The sequence below is a fragment of the Pedobacter terrae genome (genome assembly GCF_036946585.1).
In the GTDB taxonomy this organism is placed as follows: domain Bacteria; phylum Bacteroidota; class Bacteroidia; order Sphingobacteriales; family Sphingobacteriaceae; genus Pedobacter; species Pedobacter terrae_C.
On sequence record NZ_JAQIIV010000004.1, the window covers coordinates 288,211 to 310,223 of the forward strand.

19 protein-coding genes are annotated in these 22,013 nt (G+C 38.4%); 8 read left to right on the top strand and 11 right to left on the bottom strand.

Annotated elements, in window-relative coordinates; genetic code table 11:
* The 4 genes from trhA to PGN18_RS08450 all read left to right on the top strand — a co-directional run bounded on the left by trhA (window position 1) and on the right by PGN18_RS08450 (window position 2,701).
* Window positions 1-630, top strand: a complete 630-nt coding sequence (trhA, locus tag PGN18_RS08435) for a PAQR family membrane homeostasis protein TrhA (protein WP_335319008.1) — start codon at window positions 1-3, stop codon at window positions 628-630.
* Between the two features lie 6 nt (window positions 631-636).
* Entirely contained in the window at window positions 637-1,323 is a 687-nt protein-coding gene (locus PGN18_RS08440; RefSeq protein ID WP_335319009.1) for a peptidoglycan DD-metalloendopeptidase family protein, read from the top strand.
* Window positions 1,324-1,658: 335 nt separating this feature from the next.
* Window positions 1,659-2,312, top strand: a complete 654-nt coding sequence (locus PGN18_RS08445; protein WP_335319010.1) for a TonB family protein — start codon at window positions 1,659-1,661, stop codon at window positions 2,310-2,312.
* Window positions 2,312-2,701, top strand: coding sequence for a hypothetical protein (locus PGN18_RS08450; protein ID WP_335319011.1), 390 nt, complete (start codon window positions 2,312-2,314; stop codon window positions 2,699-2,701). Before PGN18_RS08445 ends, PGN18_RS08450 begins: the two co-directional genes overlap by 1 nt.
* Here PGN18_RS08450 and PGN18_RS08455 read toward each other — a convergent pair.
* Window positions 2,690-3,562 carry a diacylglycerol/lipid kinase family protein gene (locus tag PGN18_RS08455; protein ID WP_335319012.1) on the bottom strand — a complete coding sequence of 291 codons (873 nt, stop codon included), beginning with the start codon at window positions 3,560-3,562 and terminating at the stop codon, window positions 2,690-2,692. The genes PGN18_RS08450 and PGN18_RS08455 overlap by 12 nt on opposite strands.
* Before the next feature lie 57 nt (window positions 3,563-3,619).
* Between PGN18_RS08455 and PGN18_RS08460 the strand changes: the two genes are divergently transcribed.
* Complete coding sequence (locus PGN18_RS08460) at window positions 3,620-4,594, top strand: App1 family protein (RefSeq protein ID WP_335319013.1); 975 nt, start codon at window positions 3,620-3,622, stop codon at window positions 4,592-4,594.
* 262 nt (window positions 4,595-4,856) lie between these two features.
* On the opposite strand, the gene PGN18_RS08465 is transcribed toward PGN18_RS08460, so the two are convergent.
* Entirely contained in the window at window positions 4,857-5,225 is a 369-nt protein-coding gene (locus PGN18_RS08465; RefSeq protein ID WP_335319014.1) for a YccF domain-containing protein, read from the bottom strand.
* A gap of 107 nt (window positions 5,226-5,332) precedes the next feature.
* Here PGN18_RS08465 and PGN18_RS08470 point away from each other — a divergent pair, with 107 nt between their 5' ends.
* Window positions 5,333-5,686, top strand: a complete 354-nt coding sequence (locus PGN18_RS08470) for a hypothetical protein (protein ID WP_335319016.1) — start codon at window positions 5,333-5,335, stop codon at window positions 5,684-5,686.
* Window positions 5,687-5,746: 60 nt separating this feature from the next.
* On the opposite strand, the gene PGN18_RS08475 is transcribed toward PGN18_RS08470, so the two are convergent.
* Entirely contained in the window at window positions 5,747-6,946 is a 1,200-nt protein-coding gene (locus PGN18_RS08475; RefSeq protein WP_335319017.1) for a DUF1501 domain-containing protein, read from the bottom strand.
* 140 nt (window positions 6,947-7,086) lie between these two features.
* Window positions 7,087-8,529 carry a DUF1800 domain-containing protein gene (locus tag PGN18_RS08480; protein ID WP_335319018.1) on the bottom strand — a complete coding sequence of 481 codons (1,443 nt, stop codon included), beginning with the start codon at window positions 8,527-8,529 and terminating at the stop codon, window positions 7,087-7,089.
* Window positions 8,530-8,602: 73 nt separating this feature from the next.
* Here PGN18_RS08480 and aat point away from each other — a divergent pair, with 73 nt between their 5' ends.
* Window positions 8,603-9,235: a leucyl/phenylalanyl-tRNA--protein transferase gene (aat, locus tag PGN18_RS08485; protein WP_335319019.1), complete on the top strand. Its 633-nt coding sequence runs from the start codon at window positions 8,603-8,605 to the stop codon at window positions 9,233-9,235.
* A 247-nt stretch (window positions 9,236-9,482) separates the two neighbouring features.
* On the opposite strand, the gene PGN18_RS08490 is transcribed toward aat, so the two are convergent.
* The 6 genes from PGN18_RS08490 to PGN18_RS08515 form a co-directional block, all read right to left on the bottom strand.
* Entirely contained in the window at window positions 9,483-10,265 is a 783-nt protein-coding gene (locus tag PGN18_RS08490; RefSeq protein WP_335319020.1) for a 3-keto-disaccharide hydrolase, read from the bottom strand.
* A 66-nt stretch (window positions 10,266-10,331) separates the two neighbouring features.
* The gene (locus PGN18_RS08495; protein WP_205059321.1) at window positions 10,332-10,649 is read right to left on the bottom strand and encodes a YgaP family membrane protein; all 318 of its coding nucleotides are present in this window, start codon (window positions 10,647-10,649) and stop codon (window positions 10,332-10,334) included.
* A gap of 260 nt (window positions 10,650-10,909) precedes the next feature.
* A complete protein-coding gene (locus PGN18_RS08500) occupies window positions 10,910-13,801 on the bottom strand; it encodes a DEAD/DEAH box helicase (RefSeq protein ID WP_335319021.1) in 2,892 nt (963 codons plus the stop codon).
* Between the two features lie 806 nt (window positions 13,802-14,607).
* The gene (locus PGN18_RS08505; protein WP_335319022.1) at window positions 14,608-16,008 is read right to left on the bottom strand and encodes an efflux transporter outer membrane subunit; all 1,401 of its coding nucleotides are present in this window, start codon (window positions 16,006-16,008) and stop codon (window positions 14,608-14,610) included.
* Window positions 16,009-16,018: 10 nt separating this feature from the next.
* Window positions 16,019-19,201 carry an efflux RND transporter permease subunit gene (locus tag PGN18_RS08510; RefSeq protein WP_335319023.1) on the bottom strand — a complete coding sequence of 1,061 codons (3,183 nt, stop codon included), beginning with the start codon at window positions 19,199-19,201 and terminating at the stop codon, window positions 16,019-16,021.
* A 48-nt stretch (window positions 19,202-19,249) separates the two neighbouring features.
* On the bottom strand, window positions 19,250-20,419 hold the full coding sequence (locus tag PGN18_RS08515; RefSeq protein WP_335319024.1) for an efflux RND transporter periplasmic adaptor subunit: 1,170 nt from the start codon (window positions 20,417-20,419) through the stop codon (window positions 19,250-19,252).
* Window positions 20,420-20,822: 403 nt separating this feature from the next.
* Here PGN18_RS08515 and PGN18_RS08520 point away from each other — a divergent pair, with 403 nt between their 5' ends.
* A complete protein-coding gene (locus PGN18_RS08520; RefSeq protein WP_335319025.1) occupies window positions 20,823-21,206 on the top strand; it encodes a hypothetical protein in 384 nt (127 codons plus the stop codon).
* A gap of 6 nt (window positions 21,207-21,212) precedes the next feature.
* On the opposite strand, the gene dapF is transcribed toward PGN18_RS08520, so the two are convergent.
* Window positions 21,213-21,995 carry a diaminopimelate epimerase gene (gene dapF / locus PGN18_RS08525; protein WP_335319026.1) on the bottom strand — a complete coding sequence of 261 codons (783 nt, stop codon included), beginning with the start codon at window positions 21,993-21,995 and terminating at the stop codon, window positions 21,213-21,215.
* Window positions 21,996-22,013 lie beyond the last annotated feature (18 nt).

Genomic DNA, 22,013 nt, shown 5'->3' on the forward strand with positions numbered 1-22,013 from the left:
GTGAGGAAGCTAAGGGAACCCGTTAATTTCTTCACACACTTTATACCGGCTTTGGTAGCAATTCCGGCCGGATACTTTTTGCTCCAAAAGTGCGATACACCGATTGAATATACCGCTGCAGGGATTTATAGCGTAGCTACTTTTATTCTTTTTGCCGTAAGTGCTATATATCATGGTTATCCGGCAACTGAATATGGCATACGTTTTTGGCAAAAGTTTGACCATTGCTGCATTTACCTCATGATTGCCGGCTCTTACAGCCCCACTGCCTTGATGGTTTTCAATGGCTGGTTACGTTGGAGCCTGTTTGCTATTGTCTGGATGATAGCCATTACAGGCTGTCTGCTCAAAATTTTTAACCGCTTAAAAAGTACAGCTATATCTTTGTCTATCTATATTTTAATGGGCTGTTTAATTGTTCCTTTACTTCAGAAAATGTTAGGAAGTTTACCCATTGGAGCTATTTTCTGGCTATTGTTAGGAGGCATATTTTATATTGGAGGCACCTGTTATTATGCAAAAGATAAACAATTATCCAGGTGGATGCACAGTCATGAACTTTGGCACTTATTTGTTATCGGTGGAGCTTTGTCACACTATATTTATAACTACATTTATATTTTTGAATGATCTTCTATGCATATTTTAGAGCAGGTAATTGAAAAGAACCGCAAATTGATCCAAAAGATTGTTGATTTCGATCCGAAACATGATCAACTTTTACCTTTTGATTTTACCGTTGCCAATACGGAATTAACGGATGAAATTTTAGATGATACCAATCTGTTCTCTGATTGGGTAAATGAAAAATTGGCTAAAAACAATACTCGATATGGAATTGGCGGATACAATGAACACCGGACCATTTATTCGAGAAGTGCTCATTTTAATGCTGGTGAGGAACCCCGCAGGTTACATTTAGGCATAGATATCTGGGCGGCGGCGGGAACACCGATTTATAACTTTTACAATGCAACCGTTCATAGCTTTGCGGATAACAACAACTTTGGCGATTACGGTGCAACCATTATTCTGTCTTATGATATTGCTGGGCATAAATTTCACGGACTTTATGGTCACCTAAGTTTAGCTTCTTTAAGTAATCTAAGAGAGGGAGTGACGATTAAAGCAGGTACAAAGTTTGCAGAACTGGGTAATAAGGATGAAAACGGTCGCTGGCCACCACACCTTCATTTTCAGCTGATAGAAGATATGCAGGGATTAAAAGGCGATTACCCCGGCGTATGTAAGTTTAGCGAGCGGGAAAAATATCTAGCCAATTGCCCTGATCCGGATTTGATTTTGAAGTCTACTTTTTCTTAACCGCAAAGAAAAGAAGGAATGCGCAACGGGTGTTAAGTTTTTCCGTGTCTTTCTTGCTTCTGTGGCTGAACGTAATTTTAAATTTAACCACAGAGAAAACCGAGGGAAGCCACAGAGATCAAAAAGTGGTTTGTTGCGATCATCATTGTGCAAAAACTTTTCTAGCTGATGAAACAAATCTTGCAGCTATTAGCGTGCGCTTTAAGATTGACTTTGATTAAGTTGTAGTTTCCACCTGCGTGTGAATGATTGAATTAATCTCTCATCTTCTCTGTGAAAAAACTCCGTGCCTCTCTGTGGTAAATTACTTCGGCTTTTTTTAGTAAATTAGTACAATGAAAAAACTGTTCACTATCTGTTTAATTTTCTGCTGCTCGCTGGCTATGGGCCAGGTCCAGTTTAAATCTGGTAAAAATGGTTTTACAAACTTCCTAACGCAAAATACGATCTATCCACAGTTTTCCAAAGATAATTGTATACAGGGAACAGTGAACATCAGTTTTAAGCTTAACCAGCAAGGCAAGGTTTATTTTTCGAAGGTGAGTAAGGGCATATTGTCTGACCTGGACGAAGAAGCACTGCGTTTAGTAAGGATGAGCAGCGGTAAATGGCAGGTTCCTGCAGGTTACGATACAACCGTTTCGATCGTTGCTCCGGTTAATTTTAAGCTTTCGGGTTATAATTGTGAAGGGAAATCGAATGAAGCGATACAGGAAGCCATTCGAAACTATCAGGCTGAAGAAGGCTTAACCAATTCAGTGATTAATTTCTATAAAAACATTGATCAGGCCAAACCTGGACAGGAAGTTCAGATAATAGCAATCAAAAATCAGTTGGGTATAGACGATGAATACCTCGATGATCGCATTCAAATGGCTTTGAAAAAAATGAAACAAGGTGATAAGCAAGGTGCCTGTGAGGATTTTACTTTTGTCAAGTATATGGGAAGCAAAAAAGCAGATGATTATTTAGCAAAGTATTGTAAGTAATGAAAAACACGAGCAGATTTTTTGCTTTATTAGATCTTATCAGTATCGCTTTGTTAGCCAAACAATTTTGGCAGATTTTATCCCATTTAAATGAAATTCCCAATCAGATCCTTTCACAGGCAAAAGTAATTTTATTATTGCCCTTATTTATATCATTATTTATTTCTGCAACCGGTTTAATCTTATTTAAGAAATTTGGTTTTATCGCCTATTACATTCAATTTCCTTTCCGTTTGGTGGTGTGGGTATTTTCGATCGGTTTTATCACTTTTTTACCAGAAATGTTAAACCTGGGCGAACGGTGGTTTGATATCCTATTCCGGATCTGTTTTATTGCTGAATTTTTCAGACTGTATTTTACGATTAAAATTCATCGTTCAGTCTTCTAATGCTTCAGGTAAAACGACTGTTATAGCAGTAGGAAGGACTTTTGCTTCAACCGTGTTTACCTTTCCAATGTATTCTCCATCTACCTGAAAGTGCGCCTTGTGTTTTGATGAAATTTTTACTTCAGCAGTTTGAAACACCTCTATTTTTTTAGGGTTGAAGGGTAATTTGGTGATCCATATCTTTATAATTTCCAGGTAGGAGTAATCCTTTACCAAAACCACTTCAAAAAGATCATCGTCTAATTTTCCGTCAGGATTAATCTTTAATCCGGTTCCATACATCGTAGCATTGGCAATGGCTACCATAGCTGCTTTAGAAGTAACGGTTTTGTCTTTAAGCTTCAGCTGTACGTCCATTCTTTTATGGTTCCACAAGGCATGCCAGGTAGCTTTTGCGTAGCCCCACATACCGCGTTGCGGCAGGGTGTCAAATTTCTTTACCAGGTAGGCATTAAATCCTAAATCTGATAAATGAATGCATATCTCGTCGTTAAGTTTAACCACGTGGATTTTTTGCAGATGGCCTTCATCCAAAATGCCTAAAGCCTGTTCGATATCAGTTGGTATGCCTAACTCTTTTGCCATCCCATTAGCCGAACCGGCAGGGACTATGCCAATGGGTATTTGGGTGTGCAATAAACATTCTGCAACCAGTTTTAAGGTCCCGTCGCCACCAACCGCTACCACACGATCTGCTTTTGCACTTTCGATCTTCTCCTTAATCTTATCCAAAGAGCAGTCTTCCGGTAATTCAAAAAGATCAATTTCGGTATTTTTTGAACCGAAATGGGTAGAAATTACTTCCTTTAAATTAGTATCATGGCTGCCTGAGCCTGGATTGATGACGAATAATAATTTCATGTTTACCTGATGGACTTTATCAACAAACAACTTTAAATAAACTCTGTTTTAACATAGATGAATAAATCTGTTAGTGTTAAAGTATATCACGGTTATGGCCATGCGCATAATCTGGTTGTTTATGGTCACGTTTTTAAAAGCAAGGCGAAAACACGGCAGGTTTACAGTAACAATCTGTTTGTGAACATTATTCATCTTTTAAAACTCTTTATCCTAAAACCTTATGCTTTTGTAGAGGTGCGTTTGCAATTCTTTGATCAGACTATTTACAATAAAACCGAAAGAGATGGTTTCTTTAAGTTTGAATGGAAGGCCGAACACGATGTTCCGGCAGGCTGGCATGAGGTTAGAGTGGAAGCCATCGATCAGAATGGATCTGTGTTGAATTCCGCAGAGGGTAGGGTATATGTCCCGCACATTACCCAATACGCTTTTATTTCAGATGTGGATGATACCGTGATGATTTCTCACTCGGCAACCATTGGCAGAAGGTTGAAGGAGTTGTTTATTAAAAATCCGCATACCCGCAAAACCTTTTCAGATACAGCCAGCCACTATCAACAATTGGCACTTTCGCACACGGAAGTAAATCAACCCAATCCCTTTTTTTATGTGAGCAGCAGTGAATGGAACCTTTACGATTATTTAGTGGAGACTTTCAGGTTTAATAAACTTCCTGAAGGGGCTTTTCTTTTAAATACACTTAAAAGGTGGAAAGACTTGATTAAAACAGGGAAAACTGGGCATGAAGGCAAATTATTAAGGGTAATGCGGATCTTAGATACCTTTCCCAATCAAAAATTTGTGTTCTTTGGTGATAACTCGCAGCAGGACCCTGAAATTTATAGTTCGATAGTTGAAAAATACCCGCAAAACATTGAAGCTGTTTACATCCGCAATATCCGTCCGGAAAATGCATTCAAAACAAAAGAATTACTCAAAAAAGTAAAAGGTAAAGGAGTGGAAGCTTGTTTATTTAAAGATAGTGCGGAAGCGATTGAACATTCTAAATCCATAGGGCTTATTCAGTAGCTTAAAGGGGCGTCATTCCCGCTCAGGCGGAAATCTTAATGTAAGGTAAACCCCTAGCAAGGCATTACGATTTCCAATCAAGTTGGAAATGACGCTGCGATATAGTACGAAAGTTTTTGCTCACAGGAACAGACCATAGTTTAATAAACCTGACAGCAGCGACAGCCCCGAATTTTTCATGAGGGCTACAGCGAATGGCAGGATTCCCGGATCCGATAAACACAGAACCCTGCTTTTCAAAAAAAGGCTGGAACAAAGAAGTTTATGAAATTGATTTTCCGAAAGGCGTAAAGGCCAAATTCATTAATTTAAAATGCTGACGACCGAACGGAATGCCTACAATAGTAATGCAAAGCAGGACGCCGAAAAATAAATGTGTTAAGGCAATCCAGAAACCACCGCAGAAAATCCAGACTAAATTCATAATGGTAGATAGGCATCCCGTATTTGAGGAGGTATCGGTTATTTTAACGCCAAAAGGCGCTAAACCAACAATAGCAAATTTAAAACATTGAATACCAAACGGAATACCTACAATGGTGAGGCAGAGGATTAATCCGCCGATGATATATTCGAAGAAAATAAAGATCCCACCAAAAATAATCCAAATAATATTGCCTAAAAAGTTCATGGTGCTTTTTAATGGTAAGATTTAACATTAGGTATTTTGTTACAGATCATTAATGCATTCTATCTGGATTCTTTGTAATTTAGAATTACACACAAAAGAAACAACATATGAAAAAATTAACGCTTGCAGCGGCCGTAGTCGCATGCTTGGGGCTATTTAACGCTAAAGCCCAAAATGTAAACGGCATGAAATTGACCGATATCCATGTAGATTATATTCAAATTCGCGCAATAAAAAGCTTTTTAGCTGATAAACAATGGATTGCGCTAGAGTATGGACAAAAAGTGGGTGATTTTAGTGAACTGTATATTAGGGATGATAATGACAAAAAGCTTGAATTTAATTCGGCAATTGATGGCGTAAACAAGATGAAGAATTATGGATATGAATTGTTTAGCGTTTACACCGAGCAGATTGATAAAGATACTAACCGACCAGTATATGTTTTAAAAAGGAAATAGATAATAAAGAAGTCAAGTCTCCTAGCAAGTTGGTTATTAAACTTGACTTCTTGGTGATACCTATATAAAATCGAGTGTATTAAACTTTTTGTTCAGAATATCCGCATTATTTACATCCAGCCATTTATCTAAGATGGTACCGTAAACCTGCCTGAAATCCAGCTGGTATTTTAAATCTCCGGTATCAAGATCACTCAGGTTCGGCGCTGCGTTAAAAATTCCCTGTTTTTTTAATCGCCCACCGAAAACAAACATGTTATTCGCCGTTCCATGATCTGTACCGTTACTGGCATTTTGTTCTACCCTACGGCCAAATTCGGAGAAAGTAATCACTAAGGTATCCTCGAGCTTATTGTTCGATTTGAGATCTTTCAAGAAGGCTGCCATGCCCTCGCTATATTGTTTAAGCAGGTTGCCTTGTTGACTAGTCTGATTCACATGGGTATCAAAACCGCTCAATGAAACGTAATAAACCCTTGTTTTTAATCCCGAAGAAATAAATTTTGAAACCGTTTTCAATTGATTGGCAAAGCCCGAATTAGGGTAAGTGAATTTAGATTGATAAACTTTGGAAGTATTTTGTATATAATTGGCTGATGAGGAAGTTTCGATCATGGTTTTATATAAATAACCTAAATTATCTTCATCTAAATGTTCCTTATCGTTTTGTAACATCGCCTTAAAAAAAGGATCATTGGTATTGCGAAACAAAGCTACAGGATCTTTTAAGGCAATTCCTTTTTTGGTCTGACCTTTCATGGCCAAAGAAAGGGAGTCGTCAACTTCTATCGCGGTGTAAGGGAATTTGCAGGTTTGACAGTTGCTGTCTAAATAGCGGCCAATCCACCCAGTGGATAAAAATTGATTACTATCGCTACCGGTTTGCCAAATATCCATCGATCGGAAGTGCGAACGATCGGGGTTCGGGTAGCCCACGTCATTAATAATGGTCATCCAGCCTTGGTCGTAAATTTCCTGCAGGGCGGCCATGTTTGGGTTTAGTCCCTGCATATCATTCAGTTTAATTACTTCTTCGGGTTTAATGGCAATACTATTTCTTTTTTGATAGTAAATATCGTTTCCAAAAGGAATAACTGTATTTAGGCCATCATTTCCGCCGGAAAGCTGTACAACAACCAGGTTTTTGTAGAGGCTTAGTTCATCAAGTGCCATGGCCTCAAGCGGTTTCATAAAAGCGGGAACAAATAGCGAACCTGCTGCAACAAAGCCTGTATTTCTTAAAAAATTTCTTCTGTTCATGGTGTTAGTAGTTCATAGTGTTTTTGGTTCGATGGTTCATTCGCCCATTGGTTGATGGTTCAAAGTTTATCGTAGATGGCCTGGGTGCTTAGTGAAATCATTCTCAACCATGAGCCATCAAACTATCAACCAATATGCGCCTAGCATAACTGATACTCAGGCATGCTGGTAATTTCTACTGCTGTACTCCTTAAACCTTTATTATCGCTCACCATTGTGGTTATTTTAGAATTTAATTTCGGTTGCAATAAATATTCGGTAAGTTCCAATGGCGTTAATCCTTTTGGTAAAGTGCTTAAAAATTTTGTCCAGTTCGCATTCGCATTGACGTACGATTTTGATTTGGTATTAGCATTTGCATTAGTGGTTGCCGTTCGGCTTAAGGCAATTACGGCTTCATCTTCAGGGTCGGCTTTGCCGCTAAAGTCAATTTCGCCATCATTTAAAACAAGCGAAGGAATCCGCATCCTTAACATTAAGGATGAGCTATCAATCCAGCTTTGTCCGCCAGGCCAGCCCGCCACATTAGGTGGGTTAAATAAATATTGTCCCAAACTGCTTTGTAGCTGTATTAAAACCTGTGGTTTGTTATACGTAACATAAAACTCCCGACTCAAACCCACCAAAAATTCGGCAGGTGATTTAATTTTTGTGCCTACATTTTCCGGACTATAAAACCAATCGGAAGTAAACATTTTTTTCATCATTGAAGCGATGTCGTATTTCGAATTGTAAAAATGTGTGGCAAGTTCTTTAACATGTGCCTCATTTGGGCTATCATTAACGAAGAATTTATATATTTTCCAGGCGATGAAGTGTGCCGTTTCTGGCTTTTCGAGAATAATATCAATAATATTTTCTCCCTCAAAATTTCCAATTTTACCGAAAAAAGTTTTTGTTCCGGTATCGTGCTGGTTTTGCCTGAAAATAAACGACCCATCTTTGTCGTACATCCAGCCGGTAAACGAGCGGGCAGATTCTTTAATGTCCTGTTCCGAATAATTTCCCCTTCCTAAAGTAAAAAGTTCCATTAATTCCCGGGCGAAATTTTCGTTTGGCTTACCCTTTTTATTTTGTTGGTTATTTAAGTATTGTAACATTGCGGGCGACTTAGATACCTCAACCAATAAGGTTTTGAAGCTGCCTAAGGCATTTGCTCTTTGAATATTGTTTAGTTGTTGTGCAAAAAACGGATTGTTGCTGCGACAGGCAAAATGACCATGCCAAAAGAGGGTCATTTTCTCCCTCAACGGAGCATCAGTATTGATCATCCTGGTAATAAAAGCAATATTCAGGTCGCGGCTCACTTCATTCTGTTCACGGATAATCTGCTGACGCATTTTCTTTTCATCATCATTAAGATCTTTCTTAGCATATAAACCGGCCTGTACCAAAAGTTGCCGTCTTGATTCAAAATCGTTTACTAAGTTAATTGGATCGTCTTTTTGGGAATCTTTAAGCAAATTATCTACTACTTTATCCAGTTTTTTTTTGCTTAATTTTTGTAAGTCGATATAAGAAATTCCGAAGCCCGCCCTGTTATAAAGATGTTTTACTTTTAGAAAATTATCTTTCGTATTCATAATGGACTGTTTTACAATATGACTTATTTAAAACCTCAGGGTTTAATCTTTGTTTTCTTTCTTATTTTTGGTCATGCTTTTTCAGTTGTTAGATGATCATCCGGGTTTTCCCGATCCTGCCCTGGCAGAGGAGGATGGTTTATTGGCCATTGGTGGCGATTTAAGTACTGAGCGATTACTGATTGCCTATTCAAATGGCATATTCCCGTGGTTTAGCGAAGGTGAGCCGATTCTCTGGTATTCGCCGCACGAACGCTGCGTGATTTATCCTGATCAAATCAAGATCAGTAAAAGCATGAGAAAAATTTTAAAGCAGGAGGTTTTCAAGATTACTTTTAACAAGGCTTTTGCCCAGGTGATCCAAAACTGCGCTACCACAATAAGAAAAGGGCAGGATGGCACATGGATTACCAATGAAATGCAAAATGCTTACATCAAACTCCATCAACAGGGTTATGCACATAGCGTAGAGATTTGGAAGGAAGATAAACTGGTGGGAGGCTTGTATGGTTTAAAGATTAACCATGTTTTTTGCGGCGAAAGTATGTTTAGCCATGTAAGTAATGCCTCTAAGGCAGCATTAATTTTTTTGAGTAATATGGATATCGATTTGATCGATTGCCAATTACCAAATGATCATTTGATGAGTTTAGGCGCAGAGATGATCAGTAGGGCTTTGTACATAGAAATGCTTCAAACTTCTTAAGCCGAATTTGAATGCTATTTGAGGGATATAAAACCGTAATTCTGTTACAATCACAGTCAAATTTTTTATAAAACAAAGCGTGCAAGTTTTTGACTTGCAGGCTTTGTTTTTTTGTTGAAATTATAATTTCTATTGTCAACGTTTACGACAGTGATGTGTGAGATTTACATTTTGATGTGACTATAATTCCTTTTAAGCAATACAATCTCAATTCTCGTCGATCCTGTTATAAAGGAGGACCATCTAATTATAGTTCTCTTACCCAAATGTTTCTGTAACTAATGGCAGGGCTAGGATCGCCATGATCTTGTAACTTGATGGAAGATGGGCCGTGCTTTTTATACTCAGGAGTACCAATATACCTGGTTGCACCCTTTAGTACAAATCCGTTCTGCAAAAGCACGCCATTTAAAAATACAGTTACACTTGCTGGTTTTTGTACGGTTCCGTCTTCGTTAAAACGTGGCGCATTCCAAATAATATCATAATATTGCCATTCGCCAGGTTTTTTGTTGGCATTGGCTAATGGAACTGCCTGTTTATAAACACTTCCTGTTTGTCCGTTAACATAAGTTTTATTATTATAAACATCTAATATCTGGATTTCGTAACCATCGTCACCACCACCTGTTGAAGCTAAAAAAACACCGCTATTTCCACGTGCCTGACCTTCTCCTGAAATGTTTTCAGGGATTTTCCATTCCATGTGCAGTTGGTAATCCGTAAATTTTTTATTCGTTTCGATGTTTCCTGTTCCTTTTTTAACCGTAAAAAATCCATCGTCAATTGTCCATGCGGCTGGTTTAGATGGGTCTTTAACAGAATGCCATGCATCTAGATTTCTACCGCCAAAAAGAATAATCGCATCAGATGGTGCATCTTGAGGCAATTTGCCAGGCGTAACGATTTTCGGAACAGGTTCCCAAACCTCCGTTGTTTTCGGATCATTGGCAGGATCTGATTTCTTATCTTGTGCCATAGCTTGCCCTGCGAAAAATGCCGGGATAAATAATAGTGTGTATTTGTTCATGATTGTGGTTTAACTTTTTTAAAGTTAACCAGTTTATTAAGAAATAGAAATTTAGTATTTAAAATTTTACCCTAAATCATCAACAACATAGGTTTCGGTAATTACTACCTCATCAGGTGCTACATCTTCTCTGCGTTGTTCTGCTAAATCGCGCATTGGGCAATAGCCTGTAATACCACGGTAAAGTAGTCCTGCGCCAATGGCTGCGCCTGTTAAACCAATTACGGGATGAGAGAAAATGCTGGTGATACCTTTAAAAAGTAAATATGTGCCTGCTGCGCCAGATAACCAACGCTCCGATTTAGAAACATTTTCAAATAGTTCTGGATATTTCCATGCTTCTTTAACATTATTCACTGCGGTATTAAAATCTTGATTTGTCATAATGGTAGAATTTATGTTCTTTTATATAACAAGCAAGTAGAGAATGAGTTTTGAAAAGAAATTTAAATGTGGGATCACCCCCTGAGGATCGTCCTGCTGAACTTCCGCCCGGCCGGTCGGACGGGTGTTTCAGCATCTTATCGGTTATTAAGACCCTGAAATAAATTCAGGGTGACGCATACGGCTGATTTACTTTCAAAATTCAACTTGCTCATATAGGCTATATTAACCAATGAGCTAATGACGGTAAATACTTTATATTAGTTTAAAATATCCCTGATATCCTCTTTACTCAATGATTTGAAGAAACTTTCTTCAGTAGTGATCAATGAATTGGCTAACGATTTTTTACGGTTCTGTAAAGCCAGGATTTTTTCTTCTACCGTATCTTTTGCAATAAATTTGTAAATGAAAACCTTTTTAACCTGACCAATACGGTGCGTTCTATCAATGGCTTGCTGTTCTACAGCAGGGTTCCACCATGGATCCAGAATGAAAACATAATCAGCCTGAGTTAAGTTTAAACCAACACCACCGGCTTTGATGGAGATTAAGAAAACCTTCAACTCTGTATTCTGCTGAAATTCAGAAACAATTTCACCACGGTTACGGGTTGAACCATCCAGATAAGCAAATGGTATGTGCTCTGCTTCAAAATGTTTTTTGAAGATATCCAGGTGTTTTACGAATTGTGAAAATACTAAAACCTTATGTCCGCCCTTGAGTACATTATCTAACGTATGGATAACGTTTTCAAACTTGCCCGAATCGGAAATGTATTCATCATCAATCATTACAGGGTGGTTGGCTAACTGACGTAAGGCCGTTAGTCCCTGTAAAAGCTGAACCTGTTTCTGGGCGAAAGTTCCATCATCCATGCTTTGCAATAAATCATTGCGGTAGGCCGATTTGGTTTTTTCGTAGTATGCAGCCTGGTCTTCGCTCATATCGCAATAAATTACCTGCTCTGTTTTAGGAGGTAACTCTGCGGCTACCTGCTCTTTTGTTCTTCGAAGTACAAAAGGTTTGATAATAGATTGGAGTTTCCTTGCTTTTTCTTCGTCCTTTTTCTTTTCTATTGCCTGCACATATTCTTCGTAGAAAAATGCCTGCGTACCTAATAAGCCAGGATTTAAGAAAGTTAACTGCGACCATAAATCACTCACTGAATTTTCTACCGGTGTTCCACTTAGAATCAGTTTGTGTTTCGATTTTAGGCTTCTAACTGCTTTGAAAGACTTTGATGCCGGGTTCTTAATGTTCTGACTTTCATCGAGAATAATGTAATTGAAATAGAAGCTTTTCAATTCGTCTATATCAACCCTTGTGACACCATAGGTGGTAATGATAATATCGTAATTTGTAAAATTAGCTACATCTTTATTGCGATTGGTGCCGGTATGCGCCAATATTTTAAGCTTTGGTGTAAATTTTTTAGCCTCTGTTAACCAATTATAAATTAAAGAAGTGGGCATGATGATGAGGGAGGTTGTTTGTGTTTCAATCAATTGATCCTCTTCTTTCACTTTTTGTAGCATGGCCAATGTTTGGATGGTTTTACCCAAACCCATATCGTCGGCCAAACAACCACCAAAATTATATTCGCGTAAAAAGCTGAACCAGTTGTAGCCCGCTTTCTGGTAATCGCGCAAACTACCTTTAAAATGTACCGGCATCTGTGTATCAGCAATATCTTCAAAATCTGACAACCGCTGGAGCTTACGTTCGAGGGTAATATTTGCCAAACTATCTTCGGCCAGATCGTTGATCAAACCAATATGGTGTTTCTTTAACTTGAGCGTTTGTCCGGTTTCAGCCAAACTGAACAAACTGCCATATTGAGTAAACCACTTATCAGGGATAATGGCCACCTCTCCATCAGGCAATAAAAATTCACGCTTTTTATGTAAGATATGCTGTTTTAAAGATAGAAAAGGGATCTGATATTTACCAAACCAAACCACGGCGTGAATATCAAACCAATCATTTCCTTCTTTAACCTCCAGGTCGATTTTACTGGCACCGAGAACGAATTTTTTCTGCCCGGTAGCCTGTTCAATTTCAAAACCCGATGCCTCTAAAATTTCGATGTGCTCATTTACCCAGTTTATGGCGCCATAACTTGGGTTTTCTTCTGCAGAAGCTACTTCCAGGTTATTGAATAAAGAACTTGTTTTTTTTAGCCCTAAGGATAGGAGTAGATTAAATTGTTTTTTCTCCCAATCTGCAGAGCGTTTAATGCGGTGGAAAATATAGTTATCAGCCGTTTTTTCCAAACGAACGGTAACTTTATGTGCATTTTCTACCGGGAATGTATATTCTCCATATTTGAAATATAGCTGAATCTGAGAAAGACCTCCATCAACATATAACACTTTTATAACCGGTATAGCCTCAAATTGCTCGGTCCTGATTTCGAAGCCTTCCGCATATACGTGGTGTTTTTCTATTAAGGGTGCAACAAATTTTTCGAAATAAGTGGCTTCTGTTGTTTTGGGTATGGCAATAAAGCGTTTATTTAAAAAAGGTTGTAATTTTTTGCCCTCAATGTCCTGATCAAAAAAGTATAATACATCATTTAGCAACAACCAGGCAGGTTTGTTGCTAATAATCTGTGCTTCTTTAAACATGAATTCGATGCGCAGGTTCTGATATTTGATGGTTGGAAAATAACGTGTTTCCGTTTCGTTCCTACGGAAATGGAAAAGGATGGATGCAGGTTCGTTTGCAAGTTCGATTTTGCGCTCTACAGGCCAGCCATCTTTATCCATGATATAAAGCTCATTTTTTACCTTCAGGATTTCTAAAGCTTCGGCAAGTTTCTTTTCAATTTTAGGACGAACACTTTCATAAAATTTATCGTCGAAAATTTTATGAAAAAATTCAGTAGGCCTGATTAATTTTTTGTAATATTTTTTAATCAGCGAATCCTGCTCAATGTCATCCAAAATCTTGATCAGCTTATAATCGATGTCACTTAAACAGGCATTAAATTCTTCAGCGGTATGTGTGAAAATTCGTTGATAAGTAAACGAAAAATCTCCCTGTGGATTTAGTTGAACTACGTGTGGCTCAATTAAATAGCCCAAATACTCATGTTTGCACAAAGAGTACACCACTTTACAGGCTTTAGAACTATCGACACGTAACATTGATTGGTTTAAAATTTTTGTAAGCTAAGTGCTTAAAAAACTTTAAACTTACAATATTTTGCATTTACATCAAAAAAATTGGCCTTTTTTAGCATAAAAAAGGCCTAGCTTTTTAAGCAGCATTGAAAATCAACTAACATGCAGGAGTTTTAAATTGTGGAATATTAATTTCACCTTAAAAATCTAATCGGATAGATCATTGCTACACTCATTTTTCGAAGAAGCGTTTGATAATTACCCGTTTTTAACGCTTTTAATACAAAACTAGTAAAAGAGTTTATCCTCATTTAGAGATCCTTGGATACACTAGCATTGACAGAATCTACTGGTTCGGTCGTCTCAACCGGAGCAACGCGCAGTGCCTGTACGGGCAGGCACTGCGGTCGAAATGATGGTATTTGTAGCCATTCAAACTTCTTTTTTACATCTGTCAGTCATATTAATTTTATACAATAAATTATTCCCAGGATGACAAAAAATCCTCCGTGTTCATCTGTGCTTCCGTGGCAAAACGAATGCCCTTCGACTCCACTACCATTGACAGAGTCCTCAAGTGGGATCGGCGTTCTCGCGCATGCAGAAATCTTAAAACGCTTGCATTAAGATTATTCATGTGTTTTTTTATTTAGGGCATTCATGAGCACTTTGTGGTTCCCTATCAAGCTGGGAATGACGATCTCTCGAGAAATCTTCTGCGCTAATCTGTGCTTCCATGGCAATGAGATGAACTGGTAAAGGCACAGTCCATGAAATAAAAAAGGCATCCTAAAAATTAGAATGCCTTTAATGTGCCGTTTAATTATTTTTTATTTCCAGCCACCACCCAATGCACGGTACAGATTTACTACCGACTGTAATTTTTGCAATCGATCATTAATCCCGTTTAATTGGGCCGTTAACAAACTTTGTTCTGAAGTTAAAACATCCGTATAGTTTGTTGCTGAGCTGTAGCGTAATAATTCTTTGGTAAAATCTACTGCTTTGGTTAATGAGGCAATTTGTTTTGCTCTTGTTTCCTCTTTCTCCGCAGCAGTTTGGTAGGCATACAAAGCATTTGATACTTCCTGACCTCCGGTTAAAAGTGTTTGTTGAAAGTTGTAAAAAGCAATCTGTTGATTGGCTTCAGCTGTTTTTAGGCGGGCTTTATTTGCTCCCCTGGCAAAAATTGGCTGTGTTAAACCGCCCACTAAATTGTAGAAAATAGATTTACCGAAAAAATCCTGTAATTGTAGGCTTGATAACCCGCCTGTAGCGGTAATCGTTAAGGCAGGATAAAAGTATGCCTTTGCCACATTGGTGTTTTCGAAAGCTGACCTAAAACCAAATTCTGCTGCAATTACATCCGGACGGTTTTTTAACAACTGTGCAGAAACACCTGTTTGTAAATTCGCATATGGAGTCTGTTGATCTAAGGTGGTGCGATTAATCGCATCTGGTGCTTTGGCAACCAATACACTTAATGCATTTTCAGCCTCTTTAATGCTTCTTTTTAAATCAGGCAAGGTTACCTGTGCAGCATATAAATTGGCTTCACTTTGCACAACTGCCGCACCATTTACCACAGCACCTTGTTTTAGTTCTTTCATGGTTTCTACATCCTGTGCTCTCACTTTAATGGTTTGTTCAGTAATGGCCAGTTGTTTGTCGAGTGCCAATAAAGTATAATAATTATTGGCTATAGTAGCGATTAACTGCGTTTGAACTGCTCTTTTCGCAGCATCAGTTTGTAATAAAGTTGCATACGCGCTACGTTTTGCACTGGTTAGTTTTCCCCATATATCGGCTTCCCAACTAGTGCTTAGTTGTGCTTTATAGGTTTGAGTTTCTAAATTAATATTGATCCCAGGAGGAAAGTTTAAAGAGGCCTGAGATTGCTTATTATCAGTTACATTCACATCAGCCTGTAAGCTTGGTAATAATGCTCCACGACTCTGTATTAAGGTAGCCTCTGCAATTTTGATTCGTTCAATGGCCTGTTTCAGGTCCAAATTTTCATTTATACCTTGTTGAATCAGCGACTGTAAAGTGGTATCCGAAAACAGCGTTTTCCACTGTAGATCGGCCATCGTAGTTGTATCTATTGTATTATTATCCCGGTATAAACCCTCGCTTTTTACCTGAGGGCGTTCGTATTTTTTAGTTACGCAGGCACTCAGGGTAACAATGGCTAAACCGATTAAAAGGGAATGTTTATATCTAAAATTCATTTTCTTAATATTAATGTTTGCTATTCGCAGTAGCTAATTCATATTCCTCTGGCGTCTGTTCATGATCAATACCTTCATTAAAAGGTGATTTATTGCTGATGCGCTCCTGCAGCGATTGGAATATGATAAACAAGGCTGGAATAACGAAAATACCAAATATAGTTCCGATCAACATACCACCTACAGCTCCAGTACCTATTGAGGTATTACCTGCGGCACCAACACCTGAAGAAAGCATTAATGGTAATAAACCAAGGATAAAGGCAAAAGAGGTCATTAAAATTGGGCGTAAACGTGCGGTTGCACCATCAATTGCGGCATTGGCAATGCTCATGCCTTTTCTTCTTCTATCCACAGCATATTCTACGATTAAAATCGCGTTCTTAGCGAGCAGTCCAACAAGCATGATCAGCGTAATCTGCGTATAAATGTTATTATCTACGCTGAAAATTTTATCGAAAACGAATACACCTGCTAAACCAACTGGTAAAGAGAATAAAACTGCTAACGGTAAAATATAACTTTCATACTGTGCCGCGAGCAGGAAATAAACAAAGATTACGCAAAGTAAAAAGATAAAAACCGTTTGGCTTCCACCAGCCATCTCCTCTCGTGATAAACCCGAAAATTCATAGCCATATCCTGCCGGAAGATTTTTAGCAGCCTCTTCCTGAACAGCTTTCAAGGCATCACCTGAACTATAGCCAGCATTTGGATTACCCGTTACCGAAATAGAAGTAAACAAGTTGAAACGTGAGATAGCCTGCGGTCCGTATACCTTGGTTAAAGTTATAAACTCCGATACCGGAGCCATCTGACCTGAAGAGGTTCTAACAAAAATGCGGGTTAATGTTTGCTCATTAGCGCGATACTGCGCATCGGCCTGGTACATTACCCTAAACTGTTTCCCGAATTTATTGAAATTAGAGGCATAAACGCCACCGTAATATCCTTGCATTACACCCAATACATCACTAACATTCAAGCCAGCCTGTTTAACCTTTGCCACATTTACATCAATCTGATATTGTGGGAAATTGGGGTTAAAAGAGGTGGAAGCATATTGGATTTCAGGACGTTTACTTAACGCAGCTAAGAATCCGTTTCCAATTTCATTGAACTTTTTGATATCTCCACCGGTTTTATCCTGTAATTGGAACTCAAAACCACCACTGGTACCAAAACCCTGAATAGTTGGCGGCGCAAAGAAAATAATTTTGGCCCCTTTAATGCCTGCAGTTTTTGCAAACAATTCGCCAATAATTGCTTTTACGTCGCGGCCCTTGCGTTCATCCCATGGCGTTAAACGGGAAATTACCATACCATATGAACTGCCTGAACCACTGATCATGCTTCGGCCAACAATCCTTAACGTATTTTTAATTTCAGGTATCTGGTGCGCAATACTATCAATCTTGGTGATAATCACACTGGTTTCTTCTTGCGAAGTTCCTGCAGGTAAGGAGATATCGCTCATAATGGTTCCCAAATCCTCATTCGGCACGAAACCTTTAGGCGTAGTATTCATTGTCCAAACCAATAATCCAACGAAAAAAGCAATGGCCAATCCAACGATCCATTTTTTTCTGGAAAGAAAGCTTACCGATTTTTTATATTTTCCGGTTACGGCATCAAATGATGTATTAAAAGCATCGTAAAAACGCTGTAAAAAGTTTTTAGATTTTTTGTGCTCTTCTTTATGCGGTTTTAGGAATAAAGCACATAATGCCGGACTTAGCGTTAAGGCGTTAATGGCCGATAAAATGATCGAAATGGCCAGTGTTAAACCGAATTGCTTATAGAATACGCCAGATGATCCGGAGATAAAACTCACAGGAATAAATACGGCGGCCATAACCAAAGTGATCGATATAATCGCACCGCTAATTTCGTCCATGGCATCAATAGTTGCTTTTTTGGCATCCGTGTAACCTTCGTCGAGCTTGGCGTGTACCGCTTCTACTACCACAATTGCATCATCTACTACAATACCAATAGCCAATACCAGGGCAAATAGCGTGAGCAGGTTGATGGTAAAACCGAATAAACTTAGGAAAAAGAAAGTTCCGATAATGGCTACGGGTACACTAATTGCCGGAATCAAGGTTGAACGGAAATCCTGTAAGAAAATAAATACCACCAGGAACACCAAAATAAATGCTTCAATTAAAGTATGAAGTACTTTTTCGATTGATGCATCCAGGAAGTCGTTCACGTTAACCAAAGTGGAATAATGTACGCCTTTTGGAAAGGATTTTTGAGCTTCATCAAGGGTTTTGATGGAATTTTCGATTACCTCTTTTGCATTTGAACCTGCCGTTTGATTGATCGCAATACCCAAAGCTTGCTTTCCGTTAAATTTAACTGAACTGGCATAACTTTGTGCGCCTAACTCAATTCTTGCAATATCTTTTAAGCGAAGAATCTGACCATTATCGGTTGTGCGGATAATAATATTGCCAAATTGTGCCTCATCTTTTAACCTACCTGTATATTTTAGGGTGTATTGAAACGCCTGATTACCAAGCTCTCCAAACTGACCTGGAGCAGCCTCCACGTTCTGATCTGCAAGTGCTACACTAATATCGTTGGGCACCAGACCATAGGTGGCCATCACATCAGGTTTTAACCAGATCCGCATGGTATAATCCAGCGTTCCGAAAGCACTTGCATCACCAACACCATTGATCCTTTTAATTTGTGGGATGATGTTGATGTTGGCATAGTTCTGCAAAAACTTCTGATCGTAAGATGGGTCGTCGCTATACAGACCAAAGATCAATACGTTACTCGCCTGTCTTTTCGCTGTAATTACACCAGATTTGGTTACCTCTGCAGGTAATAAACTGGAAGCGCGTGCAACCCTGTTCTGTACGTTTACCGCGGCAAGATCCGGATTGGTGCCCAATTTAAAGTTTACGGTAATGGTTGCAGTACCATCATTACTGGCACTGGAAGTCATGTAGGTCATGTCTTCCACACCGTTTATCTGCTCTTCCAGCGGAACAACCACGCTATTCATCACCACATCCGCATTAGCACCCTGGTATGAAGTAGAAACCTGCACCGTTGGCGGCGCAATTTCCGGGTATTGTGAAACCGGCAACGTAGCTAAACCTAAAACACCGAGTATAACGATGATGATGGATATAACCGTTGATAAAACCGGTCTTTCTATAAATTTCTTAAACATAATTAATATTGATTACACTATAAAAGTGTGATAAGCAACATGATATTGTTATTTCTTGATTTCAGCATAAACTGAATCGGCACTTTTTTCTTCAGGTTTGATTTTAGTTCCATCTTTTAGAGATTGGAAACCCTCTAACACAACTTTGTCTCCACTTTTGAGGCCTTTGGTTACCACATAGAACTTGCCTTTGGCCAAATCCATAATTTCAATTTCAGTGTTAATAACTTTAGCTGAATCGCCTAAAACATAGACGAATTTTTTACCCTGTAAATCGATGGTTGATTTTTGCGGTATTAAAATGGCATTCTCAATGTGTTGAGGAACCCTTACTGAAGCGCTGGCCCCATTTTTTAATATAGATGAAGGATTAGGAAAAGTAGCCCTTAAACTTGCAGAACCTGTGCTGGTATTAATCTGCCCGTTGATGGATTCGATCTTACCATTCTGTGCATATACTGTTCCGTCTGCAAGTACCAAGCTTACCGCCGGGATGTTTTTCATTTGCTGGGCCAAGGTATTTCCCTTATAGTTTTTAGAAAAATCTAAAAGCTGTTTCTCATTTAATGAAAAGTAGGCATAAACCTTCGAGATATTGGAAACCGTTGTTAAAGGCTGAGTACTGGTACTGCTTACTAAACTTCCATTTCTGAAAGGAATACTGCCAACCACACCATCAACAGGGCTTTTAACCGAGGTATAGCCTAAGTTAACCTGTGCGTTTACCAATTCGGCCTTTGCCTGTGCCAATGCTGCTTTTCTGCTTTGTAGTGTTAACTGGGCGGCATCCAGATCATATTTGCTAATGATGTCTTTTTCAACCAATGGCCTGGTTTTATTTACGGTTAATTGGGCAGCATTAACGTCGGCTTCTGCACTGCTAATGGCTGCTCTTGCAGTGCGTACCTGTTGTTCATACTGAGGCGCATTGATGGTGAAAAGTAACTGACCTTTTTTAACTACTGCACCTTCATCTACAAAAATCTTTTCGATAAAGCCATCAACTTTAGGGCGGATGTCTATATTTTGAATACCTTCAATTGTTGCCGGATAATCAGAATCTAAAGTGGTATTTTGTGTATTTACGGTAAAAACCGGGTAGGATTGCGGACCAGCTGCTGCAGCGGCTGCGGCTTTTTTATCAGCATCCTTGTTTCCGCAAGATGCTATAAGCATACCAATGCTCACGCTAAAAAAGAGAGTTGTTACTTTTCTCATGGACTATTTCTGTGTGTGTATAAATTTGAATTTCCGGAATTAAGAGCGTCGTCAAAATTTAGGACTTCGATTCCATAATTATTATCCAAAAATAGCGCCTAACCAAAAATATATCTGTCCAAATTCTGTCATTTAATCAATCGATTGATTTATTTTGCAGCCTGGCTATCTCTAAAATATATTTAAAATGCTGAATATAAGTATTTTATAGGTAATTTTTGTTTCAAAATGATACTTGTAAATATCTTGAGACACTTGTTAAAAGCTGTTAAATTGGTAACTTTTGAATTGAAACTATCACAGCAAATTGTTGCTTATTTTAAGCAGTTGGCTCTAAACAAAGTGTATATTTTACACTACTACGCAATGGATGATACAAGTAATTTTTCCTTAACTTTAAGATATGAAATATCTTTTGCTGTTAGTGGTTATGGTATTTAGTTCCAGCTGCTTAATGCTTGGCGCACCTCACTATTACAATTATCAATCAACCCGCGAAAATATAGATTCGATAGTGGTGATTTCTTATCCTTCAAAGCTCGACTATCAATACCGATTTACAAAAAACAGGTGGGACAGTGTTATGGTCTTTGATCCTCTACAACCGGGTTTTAAAAAGATGATGTTGATCGAAAATATTGATTTCTATCCAAAAGCCTATTATTCTTTTTATAGCCGGAAAAGCAGGAATTTAATAAAGATGAAAAATATTAAATCAATTATTGTTAAAAGGTATCAACAAAATATAGCAGATGTAGATACCCTTTATTATAAGGTTGTCAACTAAGTTTGCTTATTCCACTTCTCCCTCAAAAACCAATTTGGCCGGTCCACATAAAAATACATTGGTAAATGTTTTACCGTCGTAGTCGAATTCTATTTTGATATCGCCTCCTAAAACTTTAATGTCGGTTTTAATATGGCCAGTTTGATTTTTATGTTTAGCCATGGCCATGGCAACTGCCGTAACACCAGTACCACAGGCATAGGTTTCATCTTCAACGCCGCGCTCATAAGTGCGTACAAATAAATAATCGCCTTTATCTTCAACAAAGTTTACATTAATACCTTTTTCTGCATAGGTAGAATGGTAACGTATATTTTTCCCTTCTGTAAAAACATCAAAATCTTTTAAATCGCTTTGTAGCATAACATAATGTGGAGATCCAGTATTCAGTACATAGGCTTCGCCATCTTTAGTAATGGCATCAACATCAATCATTTGTAGATCAACCCATTCTCCATTTTCGGAAATTCTGGCATAATGCGGTCCGTCAACTGCCAAAAAGTTTGTTTCCTGATCAATGATGCCGAGCTGTTTGGCAAAGGCTACAATGCACCTACCACCATTTCCACACATGCTTCCAAGCTTGCCATCTGCATTAAAATAGTGCATTTCAAAATCATAATCCTCATGTTTTGTGATCAACATTAATCCATCGGCGCCAATGCCAAATCGTCTATGGCATAGCCTTTCAATAGTCTGATTATCAATGTTTTTTGATAGGTCGTCGGTGTGATTTATTAAAATAAAATCGTTGCCTGCGCCCTGATATTTAAAAAAATTAATTTTCATGAAAGCTTCATTTTCTAG

Coding starts and splice junctions, on each gene's coding strand:
- PGN18_RS08440 (WP_335319009.1), top strand. CDS start 637: ATGCATATTTTAGAGCAGGTAATTGAAAAGAACCGCAAATTGATCCAA.
- PGN18_RS08445 (WP_335319010.1), top strand. CDS start 1,659: ATGAAAAAACTGTTCACTATCTGTTTAATTTTCTGCTGCTCGCTGGCT.
- PGN18_RS08450 (WP_335319011.1), top strand. CDS start 2,312: ATGAAAAACACGAGCAGATTTTTTGCTTTATTAGATCTTATCAGTATC.
- PGN18_RS08455 (WP_335319012.1), bottom strand. CDS start 3,562: ATGAAATTATTATTCGTCATCAATCCAGGCTCAGGCAGCCATGATACT.
- PGN18_RS08460 (WP_335319013.1), top strand. CDS start 3,620: ATGAATAAATCTGTTAGTGTTAAAGTATATCACGGTTATGGCCATGCG.
- PGN18_RS08465 (WP_335319014.1), bottom strand. CDS start 5,225: ATGAACTTTTTAGGCAATATTATTTGGATTATTTTTGGTGGGATCTTT.
- PGN18_RS08470 (WP_335319016.1), top strand. CDS start 5,333: ATGAAAAAATTAACGCTTGCAGCGGCCGTAGTCGCATGCTTGGGGCTA.
- PGN18_RS08475 (WP_335319017.1), bottom strand. CDS start 6,946: ATGAACAGAAGAAATTTTTTAAGAAATACAGGCTTTGTTGCAGCAGGT.
- PGN18_RS08480 (WP_335319018.1), bottom strand. CDS start 8,529: ATGAATACGAAAGATAATTTTCTAAAAGTAAAACATCTTTATAACAGG.
- aat (WP_335319019.1), top strand. CDS start 8,603: ATGCTTTTTCAGTTGTTAGATGATCATCCGGGTTTTCCCGATCCTGCC.
- PGN18_RS08490 (WP_335319020.1), bottom strand. CDS start 10,265: ATGAACAAATACACACTATTATTTATCCCGGCATTTTTCGCAGGGCAA.
- PGN18_RS08495 (WP_205059321.1), bottom strand. CDS start 10,649: ATGACAAATCAAGATTTTAATACCGCAGTGAATAATGTTAAAGAAGCA.
- PGN18_RS08500 (WP_335319021.1), bottom strand. CDS start 13,801: ATGTTACGTGTCGATAGTTCTAAAGCCTGTAAAGTGGTGTACTCTTTG.
- PGN18_RS08505 (WP_335319022.1), bottom strand. CDS start 16,008: ATGAATTTTAGATATAAACATTCCCTTTTAATCGGTTTAGCCATTGTT.
- PGN18_RS08510 (WP_335319023.1), bottom strand. CDS start 19,201: ATGTTTAAGAAATTTATAGAAAGACCGGTTTTATCAACGGTTATATCC.
- PGN18_RS08515 (WP_335319024.1), bottom strand. CDS start 20,419: ATGAGAAAAGTAACAACTCTCTTTTTTAGCGTGAGCATTGGTATGCTT.
- PGN18_RS08520 (WP_335319025.1), top strand. CDS start 20,823: ATGAAATATCTTTTGCTGTTAGTGGTTATGGTATTTAGTTCCAGCTGC.
- dapF (WP_335319026.1), bottom strand. CDS start 21,995: ATGAAAATTAATTTTTTTAAATATCAGGGCGCAGGCAACGATTTTATT.